Source organism: Bacillus kalamii (genome assembly GCF_047238185.1).
GTDB lineage: Bacteria > Bacillota > Bacilli > Bacillales > DSM-1321 > Bacillus_AD.
Genome location: NZ_JBDFMI010000001.1, coordinates 139,466 through 164,400, shown reverse-complemented (window position 1 = coordinate 164,400; position 24,935 = coordinate 139,466). Strand labels below are relative to the sequence as shown.

Here is a 24,935-nt window from a genome sequence, read left to right as displayed (position 1 = left end):
ATTAATCATGAATAAAAAGATCAAGAGTATTTTAACCATTGTCGTTCTAGGTATGGCAGGAGGATCCATCTACTGCCTGCCTTACCTGAAATACGTATTCTATGATCAAATGATTAACACGATGCATATTTCTGGCTCCCAATTGGGGTTGATGATTACGGTTTACTCTCTTGCCTGTACAGTCATCCAGATTCCTGGAGGCATTATCTCAGATCGGATATCATCTAAGCTATCTATTTTCTGGTCATTGCTTATTACATCAGGCTTAACCATTTTATATGCATTCATTCCAGGCAGTTATGGATTATCTCTCGTCATTTGGTTCTTGATGGCCTTCACAACCATTTTCCTTTGCTGGCCGGCCATTATGAAAACAATCCGGTTCCTCGGTGAAGACATCGGTGGAGGAACAGCTTACGGCATTTATTATGCAATCAACGGTTTAACAGGCGGACTTGTCAACATGATCGCCCTGCATGTATACGGAAGCTTTACGTCAACCGATACAGGTTTCTTTTGGGCAGTCATTGTCATCGCAGCCTTCACATTAATCATTCCTTTCGTCTTGATGGTCTTATTGCGCGATTACAAAGAACCGACTGCCGAACCAGGAGCAGAAAAACCGAAAGCCGCAGACGTTAAAGCAGCGCTCAAAAATTCAACTGTCTGGATTATTTCAATAACTCTATTCTGTGTTTATACTGTCTACATCGCCGTGACTTATTTCAACCCATATTTAACCAGCCAATTCGGCATTTCAGAAAGCTTTTCTGGAAACTTGACAATTATCAGACAGTTCTTGTTTATGGCCTTAGCACCTATCACTGGCCTTATTGCGGATAAATTATTCCACTCTACATTGAAATGGTTCTTGGTCGGCTTGACACTTGTATTCGTGACAATCGCGGGAATTCTTTTCCTCGGCGATTCTGGCTCGCTCGGTCTTGTCATCACACTAACACTTATCACAGCCTTCTTTATGTGCGGATTATACAGTGTAATGTACTCTATCATGGGTGAATGCAATATCCCTGCAAAAGTGGCTGGTACAGCTATCTCTATCGTTTCTGTTGTTGCTTTCTTACCGGATAGCATCATGCACACTCTTTTCGGTAAATTGATCGACTCTTACGGCAGCACCGGCTACCACTATATCTTTATCCTAATGATGGGTATGTGCGTACTTTCTTTTGTAGGTATCACAGTACTGCTGGCAAGAGTAAAGAAAATGAAACAAGCTCCAGCTCCCGTCGCACCAATTGCTGCAGAACCTGCAAAATAATGATCTTAAAAACAAGTAAAGGAATGGCCTGCTGGCTGATATCAGCAGGCCTTTCACCATGAAAACCAATATAGCGCTTTCTTCCGATAAAAGTAATGTTAAACGATTTTCGTTCAACAAAACCAGGGGGCAACACGACATGAAATCAAAACACAGGGATTTACTCACCATCATTTTTCTGGGGATGGCAGGCGGCTCGATTTTTACGCTGCCATACTTGAAATATGTCTTTTACGAACAAATGCTGGATGCCATGCATATTAGCGGGCAACAAATAGGCATGATGATCACTGTTTTCGCAATTGCATGCACAATCAATCAAATACCGGGAGGAATCATCTCTGACCGCATATCCTCAAGAAAAACCATCCTATGGTCACTGTTCACAACATGTATTCTTATCGTTGCATTCGCATTTACTTTTACAACTTATTTCGCCGCTCTCATCATTTGGTTCTTATTGGCTTTCACCACTATTTTTCTCTGCTGGCCGGCAGTCACCAAAACCGTTCGTGCACATAGTAAAGAGATAGGCAGCGGAACGGCTTTCGGCATTTACCATGCCGTCTGCGGATTGACAGGCGCTATAATCAATTTGATCGCTTTGCATGTGTATTCACTTTTTCCCTCGCCTGAACAAGGATTCTTATATGCTTTAATTGTGTTGGCTTCTTATACAATTATCATTATGTTTGCCTTGACCTATTTGTTGAGGGATGAACGGGAAGGAAAGGGAAATGTCTGCCCTGGCGAACAAGTACGATTAGCGGATGTGAAGAACGTGTTGGCTTCACCGACCATCTGGCTGATTTCGTCCATCTTATTTTGTACGTACACGATTTATATTGCGGTTACTTATTTCAATCCGTATTTAATCCAGACATTTCATATTACAGAAAAGCTATCCGGAAATTTAACCATTATCCGTCTTTACGTTTTTACAATGCTTGCTCCGATTTCAGGGATGCTTGCGGACCGCTTATTCCATTCTACGCTAAGATGGTTCATAGTCGGCTTGGGAGCCGTTTTTATGGCAGTTGGATCCATTTATCTTTTCGAAAGCACACTCTCTGCTCCTGTGGCCATTGCCTTGACGCTGATTGCCGCTTTATTCATGGTAGGGCTTTATTGCATTATGTATTCCATCATTAACGAATGCCGGATTCCTGACAACGTATCCGGAACAGCAATAGGCATCATTTCCGTTTTCGCATTCTTGCCGGACTTGATTGCACATACACTATTCGGCAAATTGATTGATATGTATGGCACTGGTGGCTATCATTATATCTTTATGATTATGCTCATTCTTAGTGTAGTGACCTGCAGCTGCACTATTATTCTTTTGAGAAGTGTGAAGAAACAGACGTCTGTTTTAATGCCAAAACCCCAATTCCATTAGCAATAACGGCATTATCATAACGAACAGTCTATCCATCAAAAAAGAGAGGGACCTTCAAAAAAGTCTCTCTCCTCTTACGCTCAATAGGTAACATAATAAGTAAACAAATTGAATGCTTTCATTTTCTGTTAACATGGGATGGTTTATAGATAAAATAATAAACTGACAACGGCCACCATAGCACGGCAAAAATCGGATAAATAGCCCAAATAGTACCTGGAGTGGTTATGGCATTCAAAACTACAAAAAACACAATCGTCAAAAGACTGCTTATACATGCATATGGCAGCGGGTACCTGCCTAAAATGCGTGAAATCGGCCACCATAACAATGCAAAAACAGGAAATATACACCATAAAAACCTTGGTTCAAATACTATATTCAACACAATATAATATGCGCTTAGGCCAAATGCGGACCATATACTGAATCCGATCGATGTGGCTTTTTTACCTGCAAAAGCCGTAATCGGCCACATGATTAAAGGAGCCACTATATACAGGAACCAATAATAGTCAGGTGTTTCCCTCAAATTAATGACAACAAAGAAAATAAGCAGCAGTAAACTGGATAAAATCGAATATAGCTGATACCCTTTTTTTGATTGGCAAAGGAAACTGAGCGGATAGAAAAGCATAAAGAAACAAGGATACAAAGACCACCAATTATCAGGGGTTGTCAGCCAATTGACAACCATTAAGAAAACAACAGTTACGGCTGTTCCAATCGCTGAAAATTCAACCAGTCCCCCCCTCATCCTACTCTACCGCCATTTCTTCTCCAATAGTAATACATAGATAATGGCCACCACAGGACGGCAAATGTCGGATAAACAAACCAAATCGTTTTCGGTGTGTAATAAAAATTAAGAAACAAAAATAAACCGATCAACAGAAGGCTGCCCCAAATAGAAAAACCAAGATTCAAGCGGGCCAGCTGATTTTTTCTATCATCTACGGCATATGCCTCAGGCCGTAGTTCCGACTTTAAATCCTCCATATCGCCAAATTCCACAATCGCCTTATTAATGGCGTCTTCTTCGGCCTTTCCTTCATCCATTAAATCCATTACCTTGTCCTCTAAATTTTGAATAATGTCCTCTTTTAGTAAGTCCGTTTTCTTACTGGCCGGTATGTCCGAAAATAAAAGATCAACATGACTTCTAATTTTCTTCATTTAGCAATCCCTCCATAAACAGGTCGATGATTTCTTTCGTTTCTTTCCACTCGGCAGCCATTTCCTTCAGATAAGCTTTTCCAAGGGGAGTAATCGTATAATATTTTCGTTTGCCGCCATGAGATCTTTCCCCATAATAAGATTGAATCAGCTCTTTCTTCTCCAACCTTTGAAACACGGCATACAAAGTTGCTTCTTTAATTTCAAACCGGGATTGAGTCCTCTCGGAAATAGACCTGGATATTTCATACCCATAGCAATCTTTTTCGTATATCAGTCTTAGAATAATGCTATCCAAATGTCCGCGAATTAGATCACTTCGAATAACAAGCACCTTCTTTCAATTACTCTATGTGATAGAACTCTATTACATAGAGTAATCATAAAACATAATATCTTTTCAGTCAATTATTTTTCTGTGACTGTTTAGAAAATACAAAAATTTCTTTTTATTTATACACATATTGATAAATAGTAACCGAACAATTCCTATATCTTTAAAGGAGCAAAGCGGTTTGAATAACCTCCAATAACCCACACAAAAAAACATACTAAAAATAGTATGCTTCAAGGCTGTTTCCTAAAAAAGGATTCGTAATAATATAGGTTCTATTACTTACCAATATACACATGAGAGTCCATTTTCATTTTTCTCCGTCTCTCTTGTTCCGCTAATGCTTAAATATTAGTGTAGTTCTTTCTTACCTTTATAGAATACTAACGTCAAACTGACAATCAAACAAATAAGTCCTCCTAAACCAGTTGTAATTATAGATAGTTCTTCTCTAAAGTACAAATTACTGATACCCTGAAATATTATGATAATCCATCCTAACACGTTTCATTTAGTTAATTTCATTTCACCAACTCCTTACTTTGAATACATTCATATCCTTTTTTAACAAAAGGACTGATTTCACAATTCCTTAATTCATTAATGCTCAGTCTGGTTTAAAAGCATTCTTTCACATAGATATTCCTATTTTCTTGTTCATTTCATTACGCTAACGCTCGCCTTTTGTTATAAAAAAATACGTTCTTATAAGAAACTAATCGAATGTGTAAATATCTGTTTCATTCGGAATGATATTCTTAAAATAACATTGTATTAAACGAACCCAATAGTCATAGTTTAAAGGTTGGGAAGAGTTGAATCGTCTCCAATATCATGTTCTATATTAAAAGTTACATGAATGCCCATACTATTCCTCCTTCATTATAAATATTCTAGGTTGTTGTTAAACTATCCTGCAAAGTTAACAGCATAAGAAAAAGCCATCCAAATGACAGCTCTGATTCTCTACTATTGCTCTAATTTGTTTAAAAAGAATCCTTCATAATTAAATTGAGCACTTGCTCTTTGGTTAAATAAGGGATGTTTGTTAGGTTATTCTTAATTCTCCCAATTTAACGTTTGCCGTATACTTCCCTCACTCAACGATTTTATTTATGACCATTTATTTTTTATAGTCTTTGCATGTTCTATTTACTTACTCTTGATAGTCCTCGCTTCTTTAATGGCATTTGTTCCATTGAATAGGCTTCTGTTCAATGTATGCCCCTCTACAATGGAGATATAGTATTCGTCATTAGATAACCTAATTAGATTTGGTTTTTCATTAGACTTTTCAAAAGAAATGGTATATTTCTCATTGTCCATTGTGTTAAATTCCCAAGCAGCACCGAACCCAATTTTAAAGCTGGCCGATAGTTTTACAGCATCATATCCTTCAGTATTTTCTTTTACCTCACCGACAAAATAAATATCCTGTTTTAATTGACTGACTAATAGCAATTCCCTTTTTGTAGTTGTAACTAAATCAATGTTTCCTGTTATGTTCTCAACTTCGACAAAGTGTGCTATCGCTTCTTCTTGTGTAGGAAAATGGTCAATCTCATCAATATTGGTTGAGGCATTTTCAGAACAGCCACCTATTAATAAAAATATACACACGGCAAGAAATAACTTCATACTCCTAATAAAAATTCCCCCTTACCTATACTTCTCTTTTATAGCAAATGAGTCTTGTACTCTATGCCATTCAATTCAAATTATGTCTGACCGGCCTTCTCCCAACTGCATTGTATATTCCTAAAAAAGTAAGCATCGAAAGTGTAATCTCTGTGAACAGAGCCGGCGACAACTCCTCATTTTTGTATAGCCGCACACTCTAATGCTCCTTTTATCCTTGCCTGCACTGAATCCAAATCGGATGCACCATTTAACGCTTTACAGGTCCAGCCAAATCCATCATCTTTATATCTCGGAAACACATGCATATGAAAATGCCCAAAATCAGTAAACATGCCTCCATTTTGCATAATGGTATAACCATCAGGATGATAAATCTCTTTAACTGCCTTCGAAATGTTGGATGCTGCCTCTGTTATTCTAGTTAATACCTGCTCTTCCAGCTCATCCATATCATGGCAATGTTCCTTAGGTACAAGTAATACATGCCCTTCACTAATAGGATCAATATCCAAAAAACAGCAAACCAATTCATCTTCATACACAATATGTGCAGGAGATTCCCTATTGATTATTTGGCAGAACGCACATCCTTGGTTCTCCATCCTTATCCTTCCCCTTCCATTCATACGATTATTTCTTGGGCCATATCGACCTCTAGGATATGAACTTCCATGCAGACAAGTGTACATTAAAGATTTTATATCTTCTTGTATGTATAGATCTTCATTTCCAATTTATTCTAATTATATAATATGAATATATTTAATGAGGAGGTGTGAAGGATTTTTCCAAAATATATTTTCGGTGCCCATAAAACCATTTCGACAAAAGAAAAACAACCGTTGAGAGAGTCTTTCTCAACGGCTTTATTAGTCGGGGCTTTTATATAAATCAAATAATTTTTGTTTCGACATCATTAAATATACGGTATGATGCTTTTTTAATTTCTCTATAGAAAATACGGAGCAGGATAGCAAATGGATCGGAATGTGCGTCATTTTCTTGTACCATGTATACAGTTTACTTTCAGGAAGAATGCATTCAAAGCCTAACGGCAGGAAGCCTTTATTAATTAAAGTGATGCCAATGATGCCTTTTATCTTCGCTCCATCAGGATGGTTATCTATAAAAGCAGTTAAATGCGGCATGGATTCTTTTACTTTCCGGAAAATGGCCCTGCCTCTTGCCAGTTCGCTTTTGATATGCAGGCATTCTCTCAGTAACTTGATATTATGTAAATGAATTTTAACCATAAGATCATTTTTTCTTATGGCCGTCCCATCCGCCAATACAGTCCCCATCCCTTTATATCTGGTTAATCTTACTCGCAAAACGACATCCTTTTTTGAAGCCGGTACGAATTGAAGCCTTGTAAATGAACAGTAAACCGGGTCTAACACATGCCATAGCTTTAAAAATAGTCCACGTGCAAGCATTCCATTGTTCTCCTTTGACGGTCATCTAACCATTAGGATGCGACAATCAACACTATTTTATAAGAGCAAAAGAAAAGGCTGTCATTGAACAGCCTCTCTCATTTATCTATATGCTTTTTTGGAACGGTGATGCCTACTATTCCTCATGTTTGTTATACACTTTATTAACTGAATAAAGATGTATAGGCATAGAGGGCAGGTGAACCGCCTGAGTGGATAAATACAATATTATCTTCTTTCTTGAACGTTCCTTTCCGGACCAAATCAATAAGGCCGGCCATCGCTTTTCCCGTATAAACAGGATCAAGTAATATCCCCTCTGTACTCGCCACTAGCTTGACTGCCTCGATCATTTCATTTGTCGGCACAGCGTATCCTGGACCCACATATTCATCATAGCAAAGGACATTCTCCCGGGATATCTTATGGTTCAGCGTTAAATAAGTGTCCAATTCCTTAAGGAGGCCAAATACTTTCGCCTCCTGCTCTTCCTTATTTCGGCTGATATTCATGCCAATCACTGGAACATCACTATTCAACCCCAAGAAACCAGCTACCAACCCTGCATGCATTCCTCCGCTGCCACTAGTGCACACTACATAATCCATATTTATTTGCTGATCATATGCCTGTGCAAGCAGCTCCTGTGAGCATGCAGCATAGCCGGCAGCACCGATAGGATTTGAGCCGCCAACAGGTATTAAATAAGGAGTATGGCCTTGCTCAACCAGTTCTTTCTCGACCTTTGCCATTTCTTCCATAAGATCCGACCCCTCAGGGACAAATTTCATATGTGAAGCCCCAAGAAGATGATACAGAAAATAATTACCGGTCGGCTGGTCGCTCGCTTTATTCTCGCCTTCTTCCAATACAAGAACGCATTTCATTTTTTCTTTAACCGCCGCGGCCAACGTTAAGCGGCAATGGTTTGATTGGACGGCTCCGCATGTCACTAGTACGTCCGCGCCTTTCTTTTGGGCATCAGCCACCAAAAATTCCAGTTTTCTCGTTTTGTTTCCGCCTGCAGTAAGCCCCAGCAGATCATCGCGTTTCATATAAATGGATGGGCCGCCAAGCTCAGCCGAGAGCGCCTCCAACTTTTCCAACGGTGTATAACCGTTTGTATATTTTTTTCGTGGAATAGCCGATAAATTCATTCTCGCAATCTCCTCCTCTTATATGTCCAATTTCTATTGTCAACCAGCGCCACCCTTTAAGCAATGTCTACTTTTTGTCAAACTGCAGAATCCCATGGATAAGGGGCCTGTTTTCCCGATTATGTTCTATGTATAGAAAAAAACATCTCAAAAAAACCGATCCGCTTAAAAGCAGATCGGTTTTACTCTAATTCTATAATCAATATGCCGACCAGCCTGCATCTGCATTAATAATGGCACCATTTACAAAGCTCGAATCATCCGCGGCCAAAAACAGGGCAACCTTAGCTATTTCTTCCGGCTTGCCGGTTCTCGGATTGATTGCCAATCCTAACTGTTGGCGGGATGCGCCGAGAGGATTGATATTCGTCATGGAAGCTCCAATATTTGTTTCTACGCCGCCCGGTGCAATCGCATTGCAGCGGATTCCATTTGGGGCATACATGAACGCAGTATTTTTAGTAAAGCCGACAACGGCATGCTTGGACGCTGTGTAGGCAGCACCCGCCCGGGCACCATATAAACCGCCTGCCGATGCAATATTGACAATGACTCCTGCCTGTTTATCCAGGAAAATCGGCAATACTTTACGGGTGGAACGCATAACGCTTGTTGTATTGATGGCAAAAATGCGGTCCCATTTATCATCTTCTATATCTCCTGCAGGTTCGAAATTGTCCATTATACCTGCGTTATTCACTAAAACATCAACTGTTCCGTACACTTCAACTGTTTTGTCCACCAAAGCTTGAATGTCTTCTTCAAGTGCTACATTCGTTTTCATGGCAAAGGCATCGCCATTGTTAGATTTAATTTCTTCCACAGTTGCATTTGCGCCGTCGAAATTCAAATCCGAAACAACTACCTTAGCTCCTTCTTGTGCGTAAAGAAGAGCTATTTGTTTACCCATGCCTGAAGCAGCCCCTGTAACGATTGCAACTTTCCCCTTAAGTTTCATATCGAACATCCTCCTTTTATCGTCAAAACAAATGTTGATTAATAAACATCTGTTCATTTATAGTATAATAAAACCAAAATAAAACCTCAATATTCAAAAAAAAGCAAAATGTTGATTAATGAACAATTATCATTTCGTATGTTTAATTTCATGGAGAAAAGGAGCAAAAGATATGCATTCGCCAGATAGAAGAATTAACAAATCAAAAAACGCCTTAAAAAAATCATTGCTTACTCTAATGAAAGAAAAAGAATTTAAAAGCATCACTATTACAGAAATTGTCGCCTTGGCGGATCTCAATCGCGGAACCTTCTATAAACATTACCAATATAAAGAAGACTTGCTGGATGATGTTATTCATGATGTCATTGAAGATTTAATTGAATCATTCAGGGCGCCATACCGAGATAACTCCAACTTTTTCAAAGAAGAGCTATCGTCATCAGCGATTAAACTATTTGACCACGTGGCCAAATATGCCGATTTTTACACGATTATCATCCACTCCAACGTCTTGCCGGGCTTTCAGAACAAAATATGCGACGTTTTGAAAGAGATAGCCCTTCAGGATTTACTGCTTGATAAGACAGCCTCCGCTATTAATCCCGAGCTGTTAGCCAGCTATCAGGCATATGCATTGCTTGGCTTGATTGTTGAATGGGTGAAAGGAGGGTTTAAATATACGCCTCAATATATGACAGAGCAATTAATTGAAATCCTTGCTGAAAGCCATTTTGCCAAAGGAAAAAGAAAGGCATAACCGGCAGCAACAAGATGAGAATGCCCCTGCTGGAGATCTATCGCCCGTCACTTACAATGGTGATATCTGTATTCCGAACATTTCTCATGATGCTGTTCACAATTGACCCTTTACAGATTTCATCCCATCTTGTACGAGCCGATTGCCCAAGTATGATGTGTGTAATCCGGTATTTTTTTGACATTTCTACGATTACATCTGCCGATTGCCTCTTCCCTCTCTTTTCAATGATGAACCGGGCATCGAACTCATCAGCAAGCTTTTTCCATTGCTTCACTTTTTGTTCTTTTTCCGAGGAAAAAGAATCCTCTTCTTCATTAGAAATATTTAATATATATAGCTCCGCTTTTAGTCTGTGCGCCATCCGGTATCCCCTCCTAATCAGCTTTTCAGCGGTAGGACCGTATTGGACACAGACCATAATGCGGTCATAGACGCCCAACGGGCCAAATTCGCTTTCATTATCGCCTTCTATTTTTTCATCCATATCATTCGCGACTTCGCGAAGAACCAGTTCACGCAGCGCTGATAGATTGGAAGTCTTGAAGAAATGCTGGAGCGCTTGTTCAATTCTATCTTTTTTATAGATTTTACCTTCAGCCAAACGCTTCCTCAATGTCTCGGGACTCGCATCTATCAACTGGATTTCCTCTGCCCTCTGGATAAAATAATCCGGCACCCTCTCTCTTACAGATACCCCTGTAATCTGCTTGACGATATCATTCACACTCTCGATATGCTGGATATTGACCGCGCACCAAACATGGATGCCCGCTTCAAGCAAATCTTCAATATCCTGATACCTTTTCCGATTCTTGCTTCCTTTACTATTCGTATGGGCAAGCTCATCCACTACAACAATATCCGGATTTCTATGGATGATTTCCTCAACATTGCATTCTCCGAAGAACCGGTTTCTATAACTCACTCGTTTTAAAGGGACGCATTCCAAGTCCTTCAATTGATCGACCGTTTCTTGCCGGCCATGTGTTTCAATGAACCCAATGACAATGTCCTTCCCTTCAGTACGGGCATCGTTTGCATCCAGCAACATCTTGTATGTTTTGCCGACACCAGGGGCTGCACCTATATAAAGCTTGATTTTTCCTCTTCTGCTTTCATATAATTCATCCAAAATTTGCTCCGGTGTTTTTCTTCGGGTAAATAACTGGTCCGCTGCCATCGGAACCCTCTCCTTCTATTGAACACGGGAAAAGGGTGCTGCAAAATTGAAATTTGAACACCCTTTACTATCCCTATTTATATAGCTCATTCAATGCCAAATTCAACTTCAGGACATTCACCTTCTCCTGCCCGAAAAATCCAAGCTCTTTTCCATCTGTATGTTCTTTAATCAATTTACGCAGGACTGACTTGCTAATACCGCCTTTGTCACTTATACGGTCCACCTGTACTTCTGCCCCTTTAGGAGTGATATGAGGATCAAGGCCTGAACCTGAGTTCGTCAGCAATTCAGAGGGAACCTCTGCTATAGGCACTGTCGGATTGTCTTTTTTCCATTTGTCGATCGAATTTTCCAATCTCTTTTCTAAATCGGGATTGGACGGGGCATAGTTATTCGATCCTGATCCTGAACCATTGTATTCAATACTGGAAACACGGCCCTGAAAATAGGCTGGATCGCTCACCTGCTGCCCGATCAATTCAGAACCAACTATAGTACCAACCTTATCTTTGATCAGGCTCCCATCCGCCTTTACGGGCATAAGGGTCTGTGCAACCCCGGTAAATATGAACGGATAGACAAGACCGCACAAAATCATAAAAACCAGGCTTATGCGAAGGACAGGAGCAACTACTATTCGGATCTCTTTCATATGCTGTACTCTCACTTTCCGTTTATAATGGACGTTCTACAAAATAAAACCAAGCAATGCATCAATTAGTTTAATCCCTATGAACGGGGCCGCTATTCCCCCCATCCCGTATATGCCTAGGTTACGGGCCAATAGTGAGTTGGAGCTCATCGGTTTATAGGCAATCCCTTTCATTGCCAAAGGTATGAGAAGCGGAATGATAATCGCATTAAAAATTAGGGCCGACAGAATAGCCGTCAAAGGCGAATTCAATCTCATAATGTTTAAGGCATCCATCTGCGGAATCGCTACCATGAACATCGCAGGTATGATGGCAAAATACTTGGCTACATCATTTGCAATACTAAAAGTCGTTAGAGCTCCTCGGGTCATCAGCAATTGTTTTCCTATGCCTACTACTTCGATAATTTTGGTCGGATCTGAATCCAAATCGATCATGTTCGCCGCTTCTTTGGCGGCCGTTGTTCCAGAGTTCATCGCCAAACCTACATCCGCTTGCGCTAGAGCTGGTGCATCGTTCGTTCCATCACCAGTCATCGCAACCAGCTTCCCTTGGCTTTGTTCCGCTTTGATGACAGCTATTTTATCTTCGGGCTTGCATTCAGCTACGAATTCATCGACACCGGCTTCTTTTGCTATCGTTGCAGCTGTCACAGGATTATCGCCCGTACACATAACCGTCTTGATGCCCATCTGGCGCAATTGGCCGAAGCGCTCTTTCATGCCTGGCTTAACCGTATCCTTTAAGTAAATCAAACCGAGAATATGACGATCGACAGCAACCGCGAGTGGTGTACCGCCTTTTTCTGAAATCATGTTCGTCTTTAGATCCAGATCCTTCGGGATACTGCCTCCCTGTACGGCCACCCACTCTTTGATTGCATCGACAGCTCCCTTACGGACTGAACGCCCATCTTCCAATTCAAGACCGCTCATCCTTGTTTCCGCCATAAATTCAATGATTTGCCTTTCCTGGATCATCGATTCATCTACCTCAGCCCCTAGTTGTCGGGCAAGACTGACAACTGATTTCCCCTCAGGCGTATCATCGTATATAGATGACACAGCACTCCAAAAGCATAATTCCTCCTTCGACCCATTCTTGACCGGTACAAAATCATTCGCCATCCGGTTTCCGAAAGTTATAGTTCCCGTTTTATCAAGGATAATTGTATGGATATCCCCGGCAGCCTCAACTGCTTTCCCTGACATAGCAAGCACATTGAAAGTAGTGACGCGGTCCATTCCCGCTATCCCAATGGCGGACAAGAGACCGCCAATCGTTGTCGGAATCAAGCAAACCAATAAAGAGATCAACACAGGGACCTCGATAGAAAAGCCCAAATAATCTGTAAATAAAGGCAGCGTCATTACAACTATTATGAAAATGAGTGTCAGGCTTGTCAGAACTGTACTTAATGCAATTTCGTTCGGTGTCTTTTTACGCTCCGCACCTTCAACTAAAGAGATCATGCGATCTAGAAAGGACTCTCCAGGATCGCTTGTAATCCGCACGGTAATTCTGTCACTGATTACCTTCGTCCCTCCTGTCACTGAACAAAAATCTCCACCGCTTTCTTTGATGACAGGAGCTGATTCACCTGTAATAGCAGATTCATCAATGGAGGCAAGGCCCTGAATGATTTCCCCATCGCCCGGTATGATTTCTCCCGCAGAAACGATGACAATATCTCCTTTTTTAAGGATATTGGAAGAAACAGTGACGATTTTACCGTTCTTCACTACATTGGCAGATGTATCTTTCTTTGATTTTTTTAACGAATCCGCCTGAGCCTTCCCCCTGCCCTCGGCAAGGCTCTCGGCAAAATTGGCAAAGAGAATCGTGAATAGAAGCACCAGTGTCACGGTCACATTGAACCATCTGGCCGACTCCCCTCCGAATAGGGACGGAAAAATCGAGAGAAGAAAAGTGACCACAAAACCGATTTCCACAACAAACATGATTGGATTTTTGGCCATAACCGCCGGATTCAATTTGATGAATGATTGTTTTACGGCATTTGCCATTAATCCCTTTTCTACATGTGATTGTCTGTCCGGCTTTTCAGGCGGCAATCCCAAACCATTTATTTTCCTTCCGGCTAGTGGTTGCCCTTGTTTTTTCCATGCAGTTTCACCCATTTTTTATCCAACTCCATCTTATAAAGTTAAAAATTCAGCCACTGGACCCAATACAATCGCCGGAAAAAAAGTCAGCGCACCGACAATAAGAATTGTCCCAAACAGTATTCCTCCAAAAAGCTGTGTATCCGTACGGAAAGTCCCCACTGTTTCTGGAACCACTTTTTTGCTTGCCAATGATCCAGCAACGGCAATCATGGCAAGAATGCTGAAGCAACGGCCGAAAAACATAACCAGCCCAGTAGAAATATTCCAAAAAGGGGTCGCATCAGCCAGTCCTTCGAAGCCCGACCCATTGTTTGCAGCGGAAGAAGTATACTCATATACCACCTGAGTAAAGCCATGGAATCCAGGGTTTGATATACTGTCTGCACCAAGTGGAGTCCATAAAGCAATAGCCGATGCGCCAAGGATCAGCAATGGATGAATAAGCAGTGTAACAGCAATCAGTTTCATTTCCTTCCCTTCCAATTTTTTGCCCAAAAACTCCGGTGTCCGTCCGACCATTAAGCCCGATAAAAAAACAGCGATCAAACAATACATCAGCACATTGATAAAACCTGCGCCAACACCTCCAAAGACAGTGTTCAACATCATATTCATCAATGGGACCAAGCCCCCGATCGGCGTCAGCGTATCGTGCATCGTATTGACGGCACCCGTTTCGGCAGCTGTTGTTACAACCGAATAAAAAGAAGAATCTCCAACCCCTATTCTGACTTCCTTCCCTTCCATGCTTCCCTGTCCGTTTTCGAAGCCCATTTTCTGAAATACAGGGTTGCCGTTGAATTCAGATGTCAAAGAAATACCGAGCATCATGACAAACATAACCGCCATAATAGTAAACAAAATCCGCCCTTGTTTCCGGTTTCCGACCATCTTTCCATAAGCAAACGGCAGTGCTGTCGGCAAGAGCATCATTAGCCAAATTTGCAGGAAGTTGCTGAATCCTCCCGGGTTTTCAAACGGATGGGTCGAATTTGCTCCGAAAAATCCGCCGCCGTTGTTGCCAACTTCTTTTATCGACAGAAAAGCAGCGACAGGTCCGCGGGCAATCTCCTGGTGCTCTCCTGTCACCGTTGTTACAGTAGCAGTTGAATCAAGTGTTTGCGGTACGCCAAGCGAGACAAAGACCAATCCCATTACAAAAGCAATCGGAATAAATACACGGGTCAAGCTTCTTGTTATATCGACAAAAAAGTTTCCCGCTCCTTTACCTGCCAATCCCCTTATGATGGCCATGACGGCAGCAAGTGCTGTCGCCGGTGATACAAACATAAGGAACACAATTCCCATCATTTGAGATAAATAGGATAAACCCGTTTCACCGCTATAATGTTGAAGATTTGTGTTGGCCATAAAAGAAACAGCTGTATTGAATGCCAAAGAAGGCTCCATTCCGTTTATGTGGCTCGGGTTCAATGGAAGAACCCCCTGAAAACGGAAAACCAAGTACGCAAGCAATAAAGTAGCCACATTTACTAACAAAAAGGAAAGGGCATATAATTTCCAGCCCTGATTTTCTTTTTTCACTCCAGAAAGCCGATACAGCAGATTCTCAAATCCTCCGAATAAACGATCCAGCTTTGTGGACCTATAATCAAAGGCTGCAGCAAGATATAGGCCGGTCGGTTTCACCATCAAACCGATGATGATCAATGAAATTAGTATAGAAATAATACTCATGGACACCTTAAAATCCTCCCATGCTCTTTAAAATTTTTCAGGATTGCATAAAGCAAATAATAAATACAAAGAAACACAAATGCCTAAAGCCAATAAGAAAAACATGACTATTGCCCACTTCCTTTCCCTGTCTCCCTTTCAGCCCAAGCGATGAGGCCAATCATCATAATTGTTGAAACAGCAATCATTCCGACCATAAGAATATCCAGCAATAGCAAACACCCCCGTTCTTTCATTTGAAAAACGCCAGAATGCTACGATAGCGTAGCGGATGCTCACACCCTTTCCGTTTTCAGGCAAAATAAAAGACCAATACATACTTAACTCCACATGGAAAGCCAAGGTACAATCCAGGTCTGCTTAAAACATCCCTTCCTGTACAATCGCTTAACGTATTTGGAGAAAAAGTATATATTGGTCTACCTAACGCCCAGCAAGCTTGCGCCCTCTTTGCGTTCTGTCTTCCATTTTTCCTTTTTCAAATATATAGGCAATATAAAAAGACCTACATCATCATCCAAGTTGTTTTTTTCCTGCACACCAAAAATAATACATAGAAAAAAACCCCTTGATCAGGCGGCCTTTTAGACCTCCTTCGCTTTAGCCGACGAAGTTAGCTGACGGGTAGGATGGCGAAAGAGCTTTCTCATCCCTTCTGCAAGATCTGCAAAATTAACCCCAAAAGATTGGTTCCTCCGTTCTCGAATACGAGATTTAGCCGAATTAAATTTGATTACATAATAACGTGACGTTTTAATTTCTGCAAATTATAAAAATAAGCTAAATTCGCTCAAATACTACCTTTTTCATGTAAAATTTCAATCAAATATATATTTTTCTTACTATTACTTATTTTTACTTTTATTTTTGCCATTTCCCTTATTTTAAATATCGTGATAAAAATGAACGATATGCATTTCAACCGATGCTTCACGTTATACATTTCATTTAAGCGAGGAATAGGAAAATGGCTATTACAAAGAAAAAATTAGAGAATGAACTGAGCGAGGCATTCATAAAATTGCAGCGCGACCTGATTGGAAGAGGACCACAAGAAACAAAGACGTACATTCTCGGCGATATGGTCATTGTCAGATTTAAGGGCGTACTGACAGTCGAGGAAAAACATTTAGTGAAGCAGCAAAACGGCCGGCGATTAGTTAAACAGGCACGCCAGATTCTCCGCGAAATGTACAGCGAAAATACCGAAAAGATTGTCGAACAGCACACACAGTGCACAGTTCAATCCAGCCACAGTGACATAAGCACAAAGACCGGCGAACGAATTGAAGTTTTCATTATGGATGAAGATGTCGAAAAAGCATTTGGTTGGACCTAAGCAAAAGAAATAAGCGCCCCATTCCAGTGGGACGCTTTTTAGAGCGCCTGCTAAGCTGTCATTTTCAGGCCAACCGCAGCACCGAGCACGAGGAAGATGAATAGGATCCGTTTCCAATCCCTCGATTCTCCATACCACACCATTCCTAATATAGCTCCTCCAGACGCTCCGATACCTGTCCAAATCGCATAAGCTGTCCCCATCGGAAGCTGTTCCATCGCAATGGCCAGAAAAATAAAACTGCCGGCGAAAGCAGCCAACATCAACAGAACGGAAGATACATTTTTTCTTTGATGGAATCTATTGATGGTAACGACACCCATCATTTCGAACACCCCTGCAATAATAAGCGCTATCCATTCCATTAAGAGCCGCTCCCTTCAGTGTGTACTTCTTCGGTCACCATTTTCAAGCCCATCACACCAACGAGCAGAACAATCGTCAACCCCACTTTCACCCAGCTGAAAGGCTCTCCAAAAAAAACGATGCCAGAGAAAACAGTCCCTGCCGTTCCCAGCCCTACAAATACAGCGTATACCGTTCCGACAGGCAAATCCTTTCCTGCCATGATCATTAAATAAAAGCTGACAATAATCGCAATGATTGTTCCGGCCCATTCCCATATTCCCTCGCTATGCTTTAGTCCGACTACCCACAATACTTCAAACAGAGCTGCAATGAAGACTTTTACCCATTGTTTACTCATAAAATTGCCTCCTCTTTCTTTCCAGATGCAAAAAAGCCTGGAAGAATAGCAAAAAATGCATTTCTCCCAGGCTTTTATCCTTCCGTGTCACAACGACTACATTGTGGTTTTCTCTCGGTCCAGACCAGCAGTAAGCTGCGGAACCCTAGAAAACATGTCTTATTTATTTTATAATCTGTCACTCTATAAAAAGTATAGCAAAGAGCTGTTTTGGCTGCAATGCACACAAATCCACAGCGCAAAATTGTTATTTCAAGAAAATAATAATCCAACATTATTTCCAAAGCAATCATGTAAAAAAGGAGTCACATGACTGTAAACCAATTTTTAAAAAGGGATTGCATATTTGCCTTTCACCTTCCTGTAAAACAGTCAATTTCAACAAATGAATGCTATAGGACTTTCTCAATATGGCAATGTTCAGCATGATAATAATTCAAGTCGTTCGCTTCCTTTCCTTGTTCATGCCATAATGGAAGTATCTTATGACGAGAGGATTTTGACGATGGCAAGAAAGAAAATAATTGATCATCACGAATTGATGAAAGCAACAGAATCCCTTCTTTTGGAAAAAGGATATACTGCATTTACGTTTGGCCTGCTTGCTGAAAAACTTCACGTCGGACGCAGTACAATCTACGAATATTATCCGAATAAAGATGAACTGATCATAGCTTACCTGCACGGCTTTGCTTATGAAAGAGTAAAAGAAAGCGAAGCTATTCTGGAGCTGGATGATGTCTATTTAAAATTCAGGAGTTTCATAGCCGTTTTTCTTAAGTACTCACATGTACAGCTTGTTATTACCATGCTCGCTCAAATGGAAGAAAAGGGCGACTATATCGAGCAAATCCAAATCGTCCGCGAGATTTCAAAAAAAATATATGACGATAGCTTAATTCTCATCCAACAAGCAAAGGATGCAGGAATAATCCGTAAAAATATGAATGCTATTTTTATCTCCTATATCATATTCAACTTAATACAAATCCCTAATTTCCGGCAGCAAAGCGAAGAAGAACGCCTTGAGGAAATTATGGACTTTATTTTCAACGGTGTCGGTTCTTAAAAATTGACGCCTTTTCTTTCGTTTGCCATACTTGAAGTAGTAGGGAATATTCTAAAAACTGCACTCATTTCCGACACTTGTGTCGGAAACAAAATCAAAGGGAGGTCTTTTTTTCATGTTTAAATGGATTGCCAAAGCAACGCGATCTAAAAAAGGGGTACTATCAATCATCGCCATATGGCTCATTGCAGTGATTGTTTTAACTTTGGTCGCGCCAGCAGCAAAGGATCAAGTATCCAAATCCGACGGCAGCGGCTTGCCGGAAACCGCATTATCTGAGAAAGCCCAAAAACAAATGGATGCCTATTTCAAGGAAGATGATGGCACACCAGCCATTGCCGTATTCACTTCAAAAGAAAAGCTGACCAAACAGCAATTGAAAGAAATCGGCGATGCTTCAAAAGCAATAAGCGAAAATCATTCAAAGAATATTAAGGAAGTCCTGCCACTGTACAAAATGCCGCCACAGGCACAAGCAGCATTATTGTCCAAAGACGGCACCAGCATTACCTTGCCGGTTACTTTAAAATCGGGGCTTGAATCAAAGGATATCACTTCTGTACTGAAAGACTTAAAAAAGGAAATTAAACAAAATGTTTCTGATTCTGTAAAGGTAAAATGGACCGGACCTGCAGCCATTGCATCTGATTCTGTCCAATTATTCTCAAATGCGGATGTAGTGTTGATCCTGGCGACGGTTGCGATCATCCTGATTTTGTTAATCTTGATTTACCACTCGCCATTGCTGGCAATCATACCGTTGCTGGCTTGCGGCATTGTGTATTTAGTCGTTGATCGTGTACTCGGCCTAATGGGAAAAGCTGGAGTCCATTTGGACCAGCAATCGCTCTCCATCATGTCCATCCTGTTATTCGCTGCCTTAACGGATTACTCACTATTCGTTTTTGCCCGTTTCCGTGAAGAATTGAAGACACGGAAAAACAAATATGAAAGCATGTTCCATGCGATGAAATCCGTTGCTGAACCGATTTTCTTCAGCGGCAGCACCGTATTTGTAGCCATGCTGATGCTTTTCTTCGCGTCTGACGCAGGTTACCGGAACTTTGCACCAATCTTTTCTTCCGCAATGGTTATCATCCTGATTGGCGGATTGACATTGGTACCGGCATTATTCACGTTATTCGGCAAAAAAGCGTTCTGGCCATTCATACCGAAAAATGGCGTGCAAAAGAAAGAAAAACAGCATATTTGGGATAAAATCGGGGTTTTCGTATCACGCCGGCCGAAAACCATTATTGCTGTTATCACCCTCTTGCTTGTAGTGTTCTCATTGAACACATTTAACATCAAGTACTCCTTCAATCTCTTGAAATCATTTCCAAGCGATATGGAATCGCGGCAAGGGTTTGAAATTCTGGAGGATAAATACTCACCGGGCAGCCTTGCTCCGACGAATGTATTAATAACGTCAGACCATCAATTAGATCCGGAAAAACTGACTGCAATAGCACAGCAATTAGAAAAGCAAAAAGGGGTAGAAAGCATTTCTCCATCCAGTGAAACCATTGCTAAGGCCTATCAAAACAATGTTTCTGAGGATGGTAAAGCCGTCAAGCTGCAGATGATCCTGAAAGATAACCCTTATACATTGGATGCCATCGCCGCAATGGATCAGCTAAATGACCATCGCAGCGGAATATTGAAGGATAGCAATGCACATAATGACTATCATCTTTATTTCACTGGCGAAACAGCGCAACAGGCAGATATGAACAAAGCGAATGACCGCGATACATTGGTGGTCGTCATTCTTGTCACGGTATTTATTATGGTGATGCTTGGATTGCAGACACGTTCGATTATCGCGCCTATCTATATGATGGTAACGATCCTATTATCTTATTTTGCAGCCCTTGGCCTCGGCATGTGGATTTTCGACCATATATTCGGATACGATGCCATGAGTTATCGAATACCGCTTTACACATTTGTCTTCCTGGTAGCTCTAGGAGTCGATTACAATATTATGCTCGTATCGCGCATTAAAGAAGAAATGGGTTCCTTCTCATTAAAAGAAGCTGTCCACCTCGGAATCGGCAAGACAGGCGGAGTCATTTCATCTGCAGGCTTAATCCTTGCTGCCACATTTGCTGTTTTAACCACACAGCCGATCCAGGAATTATTTATGTTCGGCTTCATGGTGGCAATTGGTGTATTGATGGATACCTTCCTGGTTCGTTCCATGCTTGTACCGGCCATTATTCTCATTTTAGGCAAATGGAGTTTCTGGCCATCCAAGGAACAAAAGCAGAAAGATAAAACACACAGCACATCGATGTAAAACGCATAAGCTATTTGAGAAAATTGTCGTATTTTCTCAAATAGCTTTTTTCTATTCCTCTTTTTTCTATAATCCGCATTTTAATACCCATTACAAAACACTATATTAGTAGTGTTTTATCTAGATATCCAATAATCGCCAAACTCTTATTTATAATTATTATAAAAAAGTATTGATTATATTTTTAAATCTGTTATCATGTAAACTATCAAAGAGATAAATAAGGAGGCTACTTATGACTAGAAACGATCAATATTTAACAACCAGTTGGGGTGCACCTGTAGGAGATAACCAAAATTCGATGACGGCAGGTTCAAGAGGCCCTACATTAATCCAGGATGTCCATCTGCTTGAAAAACTCGCCCACTTTAATAGAGAACGGGTGCCTGAAAGAGTTGTCCACGCGAAAGGTGCTGGAGCGCACGGATATTTTGAAGTGACGAATGACCTTACAGCTTATACAAAAGCTGCCTTTCTATCAGAAGTCGGCAAACGGACGCCATTATTTGCACGCTTCTCAACAGTAGCAGGCGAGCTTGGTTCTTCCGATACAGTAAGGGATCCGCGGGGATTTGCAATTAAGTTCTATACAGAAGAAGGAAACTATGACTTGGTCGGCAATAATACACCGGTTTTCTTCATTCGCGACGCCATTAAGTTCCCTGATTTCATCCATACACAAAAAAGGGACCCACGGACTCACTTGAAAAATCCAACAGCTGTCTGGGACTTCTGGTCACTGTCGCCAGAATCGCTCCATCAAGTAACCATCCTTATGTCGGACCGGGGCATCCCTGCATCAATGAGGCATATGAACGGATACGGAAGCCATACATACCAATGGGTCAATGCGGAAGGCCAAGGGGTTTGGATCAAGTATCATTTCAAGACAGAACAAGGCGTCAAGAACCTAGATGTCGACTTGGCTGCCAAGATTGCAGGCGACCATCCAGATTACCATACAGAAGATTTATTCAACGCGATTGAAAACGGCGACTATCCATCCTGGAAACTATGCGTACAGATTATGCCGTTTGAGGATGCGGACACATACCGTTTTGATCCGTTTGATGTCACTAAAGTATGGTCACAAAAGGATTATCCGCTGATTGAAGTCGGTCGGATGGTATTGGACCGAAATCCTGAAAACTATTTTGCAGAAGTGGAGCAAGCCACTTTCTCACCTGGCACACTCGTACCGGGGATCGATGTATCACCTGATAAAATGCTGCAGGGCCGCTTATTTGCTTACGCAGATGCCCATCGCTATCGCGTAGGTGCAAACCACAACGCCTTGCCGATCAACCGTCCAAAGGTGGAAGCGAACAACTATCAGCGCGACGGCGCAATGCGTCCTGATCATAACGGAGGCCGTGCCGTGTATTACGAGCCTAACAGTTTTGGCGGACCTGCTGAAGCAATTGGACATAAACGCCCTGCCATTGCCGTATCTGGCACGACAGACAGCGTCTCTTACGATCACAGCGACCACTATACCCAGGCTGGCGACCTGTACCGATTATTATCAGAAGAGGAACGTGCCCGCCTCGTTAAAAACATCGTTTCTTCATTGCAGTTAGTAACGAAGGAAGATATCAAAATCCGCCAAATCGAGCATTTCTATAAAGCTGATCCGGAATATGGAACACGTGTAGCCGAAGGACTTGGATTAACGATTCCTGCCGATCAATTATCATCGATTTAAGAAAAGCTTTAAAAAACAGCTTATTCTCACTATATCTCACTAAAAAGACGCCGTTCCAATGGAATGGCGTCTTTTTTCTCCAGTTCTTTTTATTCAAATGCAGGAAAGTTTAGTCAAAAAAGATGATCAAGAAGCTGTTATGCACTCTCCTTGCATGGCAGAAAATCGAATAATAACTGTAAATGTGAACTATCCTTATCCTACTATTCCACTCGATAATAAACGCTGCAAAAAACAGATTTTCTCGGTTTTATCATAATTAGCATTGAATTGATGATATCCGAGGAAGAAATCACTGCGTTTATCCAGCTTATAAATAACAGTATGGATGTTATATTACTTGATACATAGAATGATAAAATGGCAGGCATTACTGATAATAGAAGAAAGGGTGCGCTCATAAAAACCCAAAATCTTATTTTGGATAAGATTGCATTTGTATGTAACCAAAAAAAGAGTCCACTAAAAGTGAAACTACTATCTCCTTTTTTGTTTACGGCAACAATATGAATACATTCATGTATGATGAACACTAAGATACCAATTATAACGAGCAAATAAATATGAATATGGCTGAAACTTGTTTCAAAGAAAAAGGGTATCAGAAAAAGGAGGGTCTGAAATAGATATACACACTTCATATAATGTGTTCGATACCCATTATTCTGTATGAAAGGAGTCCATTCTGACCAATCCATCTCTCTCTGTGGCAAGTGCCGAAACCAGGTGATCATAAACGTTCCCTCCCTGATTTAAATCTATTCCTATTTTCAACCCATTTATTTCCTCATACTGAATCTTTCGATCGCTAATTTCGTATATTTTCTTTATCATAAAATTACATTTTTACCTTATACCATTTGATTAAACAGTTCTATGAATAATGTATGAATTGATTGTATTAAGAACTATGATTAATTCTTTTTTTATTCTACAAATGGAACCGATTACCTTACCAAGCGAGTAGATTGTTTATTGAAACAATTTCGCAAAGCAGGTATTACTTTAGATGTTGAGAGTGGAATGCGCACCGCCCCCTTCCGCTTAAACGCCACCTCCGCCCACAAGTGACTTAATAAAAAACAGGTATATCGGCATGTCTTTATTTCTCCGGAAAAGCGGGTATAGAACACCATAAAATAATCAATACCTTTAAGGAGAAGAAGAAAATGAAAACAAATCGTCCGATTATCGGCATCACGAGCTCCGTACTGGACATAGAAATCAAGGGAGAAACAAACCCTTGCGTCCAGGTTAACCACCAATACGTCAAGGCCATCAAAGATACAGGCGGGCTTCCGATTGTCATTCCTGTAGGGGATGAGGAAACAGCAAAACAGACGATTGACCTTTGTGATGGATTATTTTTATCAAGCGGCGAGGATGTCTTCCCGCTCTATTACGATGAAAATCCATCCGACCGATTAAAAATGATCAATGTGGAACGGGACCAAATGGAACAAACTTTGGTCAAATATGCTATGGAGAAAAAAATGCCCATTATCGGCACGTGCAGAGGGTTAGGCACGCTGAACACAGCCTTGGGCGGTTCCATGATCCAGGATATAGAAAAGGACCATAATGCGATTAAGCATAATCAGAAGAATTCCAGAAAACAGCCAAGCCACAAAATTGAAATCAAAACAGGGAGCAGGCTTCACCAACTGATGAAAAGCAGCTCAGCCAACGTAAACAGCAAGCACCACCAGGCTATTAAAGAAGTAGCTCCATCCTGTAAGGTAGCAGCATCAGCAGAAGATGGCGTTGTAGAAGCCATTGAAGGCAAAGACCCTTCCCAATTCATACTTGGCCTTCAGTTCCATCCCGAGGAACTATATGAAAAAGACGAAAAAATGAAGAACATCTTGACAGGATTCATTGAAGCTTGCAAAACCACTAAATGACTTGCATGAAAGCCCGGCAGCTATTTACCTCTGCTGGGCTTTTCATGCATGCACCTTTATTTGCTAGTTTTCCCGTTCCCCCTCTCTATTCCATGTTT

The 24,935-nt window shown here is 41.1% G+C and carries 25 protein-coding genes and 2 riboswitches; of the genes, 9 read left to right on the top strand and 16 right to left on the bottom strand.

Annotated elements, in window-relative coordinates; genetic code table 11:
- Positions 1-7 precede the first annotated feature (7 nt).
- The gene (locus tag ABC357_RS00865; protein WP_412885691.1) at positions 8-1,282 is read left to right on the top strand and encodes an MFS transporter; all 1,275 of its coding nucleotides are present in this window, start codon (positions 8-10) and stop codon (positions 1,280-1,282) included.
- A 139-nt stretch (positions 1,283-1,421) separates the two neighbouring features.
- Positions 1,422-2,684 carry an MFS transporter gene (locus tag ABC357_RS00860; protein ID WP_412885690.1) on the top strand — a complete coding sequence of 421 codons (1,263 nt, stop codon included), beginning with the start codon at positions 1,422-1,424 and terminating at the stop codon, positions 2,682-2,684.
- 118 nt (positions 2,685-2,802) lie between these two features.
- Here the strand turns inward: ABC357_RS00860 and ABC357_RS00855 are convergent, their stop codons facing one another.
- From ABC357_RS00855 to ABC357_RS00820, 8 genes are all read right to left on the bottom strand, one after another.
- Complete coding sequence (locus ABC357_RS00855; RefSeq protein WP_412885689.1) at positions 2,803-3,441, bottom strand: hypothetical protein; 639 nt, start codon at positions 3,439-3,441, stop codon at positions 2,803-2,805.
- The gene (locus ABC357_RS00850) at positions 3,438-3,860 is read right to left on the bottom strand and encodes a permease prefix domain 1-containing protein (RefSeq protein WP_412885688.1); all 423 of its coding nucleotides are present in this window, start codon (positions 3,858-3,860) and stop codon (positions 3,438-3,440) included. The genes ABC357_RS00855 and ABC357_RS00850 overlap by 4 nt, the downstream gene beginning before the upstream one ends.
- Positions 3,847-4,194: a PadR family transcriptional regulator gene (locus tag ABC357_RS00845; protein WP_412885687.1), complete on the bottom strand. Its 348-nt coding sequence runs from the start codon at positions 4,192-4,194 to the stop codon at positions 3,847-3,849. Before ABC357_RS00845 ends, ABC357_RS00850 begins: the two co-directional genes overlap by 14 nt.
- 1,152 nt (positions 4,195-5,346) lie before the next feature.
- Positions 5,347-5,832: a hypothetical protein gene (locus ABC357_RS00840; RefSeq protein WP_412885686.1), complete on the bottom strand. Its 486-nt coding sequence runs from the start codon at positions 5,830-5,832 to the stop codon at positions 5,347-5,349.
- 176 nt (positions 5,833-6,008) lie between these two features.
- Positions 6,009-6,437, bottom strand: coding sequence for an HIT family protein (locus ABC357_RS00835; protein WP_412885685.1), 429 nt, complete (start codon positions 6,435-6,437; stop codon positions 6,009-6,011).
- A gap of 267 nt (positions 6,438-6,704) precedes the next feature.
- Positions 6,705-7,271, bottom strand: coding sequence for a YkoP family protein (locus ABC357_RS00830; protein ID WP_412885684.1), 567 nt, complete (start codon positions 7,269-7,271; stop codon positions 6,705-6,707).
- 164 nt (positions 7,272-7,435) lie between these two features.
- Positions 7,436-8,428, bottom strand: coding sequence for a D-cysteate sulfo-lyase (gene cuyA / locus ABC357_RS00825; protein ID WP_412885683.1), 993 nt, complete (start codon positions 8,426-8,428; stop codon positions 7,436-7,438).
- 199 nt (positions 8,429-8,627) lie between these two features.
- A complete protein-coding gene (locus ABC357_RS00820) occupies positions 8,628-9,386 on the bottom strand; it encodes an SDR family oxidoreductase (RefSeq protein ID WP_412885682.1) in 759 nt (252 codons plus the stop codon).
- A gap of 172 nt (positions 9,387-9,558) precedes the next feature.
- Here ABC357_RS00820 and ABC357_RS00815 point away from each other — a divergent pair, with 172 nt between their 5' ends.
- The gene (locus ABC357_RS00815; RefSeq protein WP_412885681.1) at positions 9,559-10,146 is read left to right on the top strand and encodes a TetR/AcrR family transcriptional regulator; all 588 of its coding nucleotides are present in this window, start codon (positions 9,559-9,561) and stop codon (positions 10,144-10,146) included.
- A 37-nt stretch (positions 10,147-10,183) separates the two neighbouring features.
- Here the strand turns inward: ABC357_RS00815 and kdpDN are convergent, their stop codons facing one another.
- The 5 genes from kdpDN to ABC357_RS00790 all read right to left on the bottom strand — a co-directional run bounded on the left by kdpDN (position 10,184) and on the right by ABC357_RS00790 (position 15,917).
- Positions 10,184-11,329, bottom strand: a complete 1,146-nt coding sequence (kdpDN, locus tag ABC357_RS00810) for a KdpD-like non-kinase potassium sensor (RefSeq protein WP_412885680.1) — start codon at positions 11,327-11,329, stop codon at positions 10,184-10,186.
- Between the two features lie 73 nt (positions 11,330-11,402).
- Positions 11,403-11,984, bottom strand: coding sequence for a potassium-transporting ATPase subunit KdpC (kdpC, locus tag ABC357_RS00805; RefSeq protein WP_412885679.1), 582 nt, complete (start codon positions 11,982-11,984; stop codon positions 11,403-11,405).
- Positions 11,985-12,020: 36 nt separating this feature from the next.
- A complete protein-coding gene (kdpB, locus tag ABC357_RS00800; RefSeq protein ID WP_412885678.1) occupies positions 12,021-14,126 on the bottom strand; it encodes a potassium-transporting ATPase subunit KdpB in 2,106 nt (701 codons plus the stop codon).
- Positions 14,127-14,144: 18 nt separating this feature from the next.
- The gene (gene kdpA / locus ABC357_RS00795; protein ID WP_412888545.1) at positions 14,145-15,812 is read right to left on the bottom strand and encodes a potassium-transporting ATPase subunit KdpA; all 1,668 of its coding nucleotides are present in this window, start codon (positions 15,810-15,812) and stop codon (positions 14,145-14,147) included.
- Between the two features lie 27 nt (positions 15,813-15,839).
- Positions 15,840-15,917: a potassium-transporting ATPase subunit F gene (locus ABC357_RS00790; RefSeq protein ID WP_412888544.1), complete on the bottom strand. Its 78-nt coding sequence runs from the start codon at positions 15,915-15,917 to the stop codon at positions 15,840-15,842.
- Positions 15,918-16,399: 482 nt separating this feature from the next.
- Positions 16,400-16,542: riboswitch (cyclic di-AMP (ydaO/yuaA leader) on the bottom strand.
- A gap of 237 nt (positions 16,543-16,779) precedes the next feature.
- Here ABC357_RS00790 and ABC357_RS00785 point away from each other — a divergent pair.
- Complete coding sequence (locus tag ABC357_RS00785) at positions 16,780-17,151, top strand: Na-translocating system protein MpsC family protein (protein ID WP_412885677.1); 372 nt, start codon at positions 16,780-16,782, stop codon at positions 17,149-17,151.
- Between the two features lie 50 nt (positions 17,152-17,201).
- Here the strand turns inward: ABC357_RS00785 and ABC357_RS00780 are convergent, their stop codons facing one another.
- Positions 17,202-17,516: a DMT family transporter gene (locus ABC357_RS00780; protein ID WP_412885676.1), complete on the bottom strand. Its 315-nt coding sequence runs from the start codon at positions 17,514-17,516 to the stop codon at positions 17,202-17,204.
- Positions 17,516-17,857 (bottom strand): DMT family transporter, encoded by a 342-nt coding sequence (locus ABC357_RS00775; protein ID WP_412885675.1) that lies wholly within the window; start codon positions 17,855-17,857, stop codon positions 17,516-17,518. The genes ABC357_RS00780 and ABC357_RS00775 overlap by 1 nt, the downstream gene beginning before the upstream one ends.
- A gap of 61 nt (positions 17,858-17,918) precedes the next feature.
- A riboswitch (guanidine-I (ykkC/yxkD leader) is annotated at positions 17,919-18,017 on the bottom strand.
- A 345-nt stretch (positions 18,018-18,362) separates the two neighbouring features.
- Here ABC357_RS00775 and ABC357_RS00770 point away from each other — a divergent pair.
- The 4 genes from ABC357_RS00770 (at position 18,363) to ABC357_RS00755 (ending at position 23,192) form a co-directional block, all read left to right on the top strand.
- Complete coding sequence (locus tag ABC357_RS00770) at positions 18,363-18,926, top strand: TetR/AcrR family transcriptional regulator (protein ID WP_412885674.1); 564 nt, start codon at positions 18,363-18,365, stop codon at positions 18,924-18,926.
- A gap of 115 nt (positions 18,927-19,041) precedes the next feature.
- Entirely contained in the window at positions 19,042-21,228 is a 2,187-nt protein-coding gene (locus ABC357_RS00765; protein ID WP_412885673.1) for an MMPL family transporter, read from the top strand.
- 235 nt (positions 21,229-21,463) lie between these two features.
- Positions 21,464-22,933 (top strand): catalase KatA, encoded by a 1,470-nt coding sequence (gene katA, locus ABC357_RS00760; RefSeq protein WP_412885672.1) that lies wholly within the window; start codon positions 21,464-21,466, stop codon positions 22,931-22,933.
- A gap of 58 nt (positions 22,934-22,991) precedes the next feature.
- Entirely contained in the window at positions 22,992-23,192 is a 201-nt protein-coding gene (locus ABC357_RS00755) for a hypothetical protein (protein WP_412888690.1), read from the top strand.
- Here ABC357_RS00755 and ABC357_RS00750 read toward each other — a convergent pair.
- The gene (locus ABC357_RS00750) at positions 23,137-23,631 is read right to left on the bottom strand and encodes a DUF3267 domain-containing protein (RefSeq protein WP_412888543.1); all 495 of its coding nucleotides are present in this window, start codon (positions 23,629-23,631) and stop codon (positions 23,137-23,139) included. The two genes, ABC357_RS00755 and ABC357_RS00750, sit on opposite strands and share 56 nt — an antisense overlap.
- Positions 23,632-24,102: 471 nt before the next feature.
- Here ABC357_RS00750 and ABC357_RS00745 point away from each other — a divergent pair, with 471 nt between their 5' ends.
- On the top strand, positions 24,103-24,837 hold the full coding sequence (locus ABC357_RS00745) for a gamma-glutamyl-gamma-aminobutyrate hydrolase family protein (protein WP_412885671.1): 735 nt from the start codon (positions 24,103-24,105) through the stop codon (positions 24,835-24,837).
- Positions 24,838-24,935: the final 98 nt, after the last annotated feature.

Coding starts and splice junctions, on each gene's coding strand:
- ABC357_RS00865 (WP_412885691.1), top strand. CDS start 8: ATGAATAAAAAGATCAAGAGTATTTTAACCATTGTCGTTCTAGGTATG.
- ABC357_RS00860 (WP_412885690.1), top strand. CDS start 1,422: ATGAAATCAAAACACAGGGATTTACTCACCATCATTTTTCTGGGGATG.
- ABC357_RS00855 (WP_412885689.1), bottom strand. CDS start 3,441: ATGAGGGGGGGACTGGTTGAATTTTCAGCGATTGGAACAGCCGTAACT.
- ABC357_RS00850 (WP_412885688.1), bottom strand. CDS start 3,860: ATGAAGAAAATTAGAAGTCATGTTGATCTTTTATTTTCGGACATACCG.
- ABC357_RS00840 (WP_412885686.1), bottom strand. CDS start 5,832: ATGAAGTTATTTCTTGCCGTGTGTATATTTTTATTAATAGGTGGCTGT.
- ABC357_RS00835 (WP_412885685.1), bottom strand. CDS start 6,437: ATGGAGAACCAAGGATGTGCGTTCTGCCAAATAATCAATAGGGAATCT.
- ABC357_RS00830 (WP_412885684.1), bottom strand. CDS start 7,271: ATGCTTGCACGTGGACTATTTTTAAAGCTATGGCATGTGTTAGACCCG.
- cuyA (WP_412885683.1), bottom strand. CDS start 8,428: ATGAATTTATCGGCTATTCCACGAAAAAAATATACAAACGGTTATACA.
- ABC357_RS00820 (WP_412885682.1), bottom strand. CDS start 9,386: ATGAAACTTAAGGGGAAAGTTGCAATCGTTACAGGGGCTGCTTCAGGC.
- ABC357_RS00815 (WP_412885681.1), top strand. CDS start 9,559: ATGCATTCGCCAGATAGAAGAATTAACAAATCAAAAAACGCCTTAAAA.
- kdpDN (WP_412885680.1), bottom strand. CDS start 11,329: ATGGCAGCGGACCAGTTATTTACCCGAAGAAAAACACCGGAGCAAATT.
- kdpC (WP_412885679.1), bottom strand. CDS start 11,984: ATGAAAGAGATCCGAATAGTAGTTGCTCCTGTCCTTCGCATAAGCCTG.
- kdpB (WP_412885678.1), bottom strand. CDS start 14,126: ATGGGTGAAACTGCATGGAAAAAACAAGGGCAACCACTAGCCGGAAGG.
- kdpA (WP_412888545.1), bottom strand. CDS start 15,812: ATGAGTATTATTTCTATACTAATTTCATTGATCATCATCGGTTTGATG.
- ABC357_RS00790 (WP_412888544.1), bottom strand. CDS start 15,917: ATGTTTTTCTTATTGGCTTTAGGCATTTGTGTTTCTTTGTATTTATTA.
- ABC357_RS00785 (WP_412885677.1), top strand. CDS start 16,780: ATGGCTATTACAAAGAAAAAATTAGAGAATGAACTGAGCGAGGCATTC.
- ABC357_RS00780 (WP_412885676.1), bottom strand. CDS start 17,516: ATGGAATGGATAGCGCTTATTATTGCAGGGGTGTTCGAAATGATGGGT.
- ABC357_RS00775 (WP_412885675.1), bottom strand. CDS start 17,857: ATGAGTAAACAATGGGTAAAAGTCTTCATTGCAGCTCTGTTTGAAGTA.
- ABC357_RS00770 (WP_412885674.1), top strand. CDS start 18,363: ATGGCAAGAAAGAAAATAATTGATCATCACGAATTGATGAAAGCAACA.
- ABC357_RS00765 (WP_412885673.1), top strand. CDS start 19,042: ATGTTTAAATGGATTGCCAAAGCAACGCGATCTAAAAAAGGGGTACTA.
- katA (WP_412885672.1), top strand. CDS start 21,464: ATGACTAGAAACGATCAATATTTAACAACCAGTTGGGGTGCACCTGTA.
- ABC357_RS00755 (WP_412888690.1), top strand. CDS start 22,992: ATGGAATGGCGTCTTTTTTCTCCAGTTCTTTTTATTCAAATGCAGGAA.
- ABC357_RS00750 (WP_412888543.1), bottom strand. CDS start 23,631: ATGGATTGGTCAGAATGGACTCCTTTCATACAGAATAATGGGTATCGA.
- ABC357_RS00745 (WP_412885671.1), top strand. CDS start 24,103: ATGAAAACAAATCGTCCGATTATCGGCATCACGAGCTCCGTACTGGAC.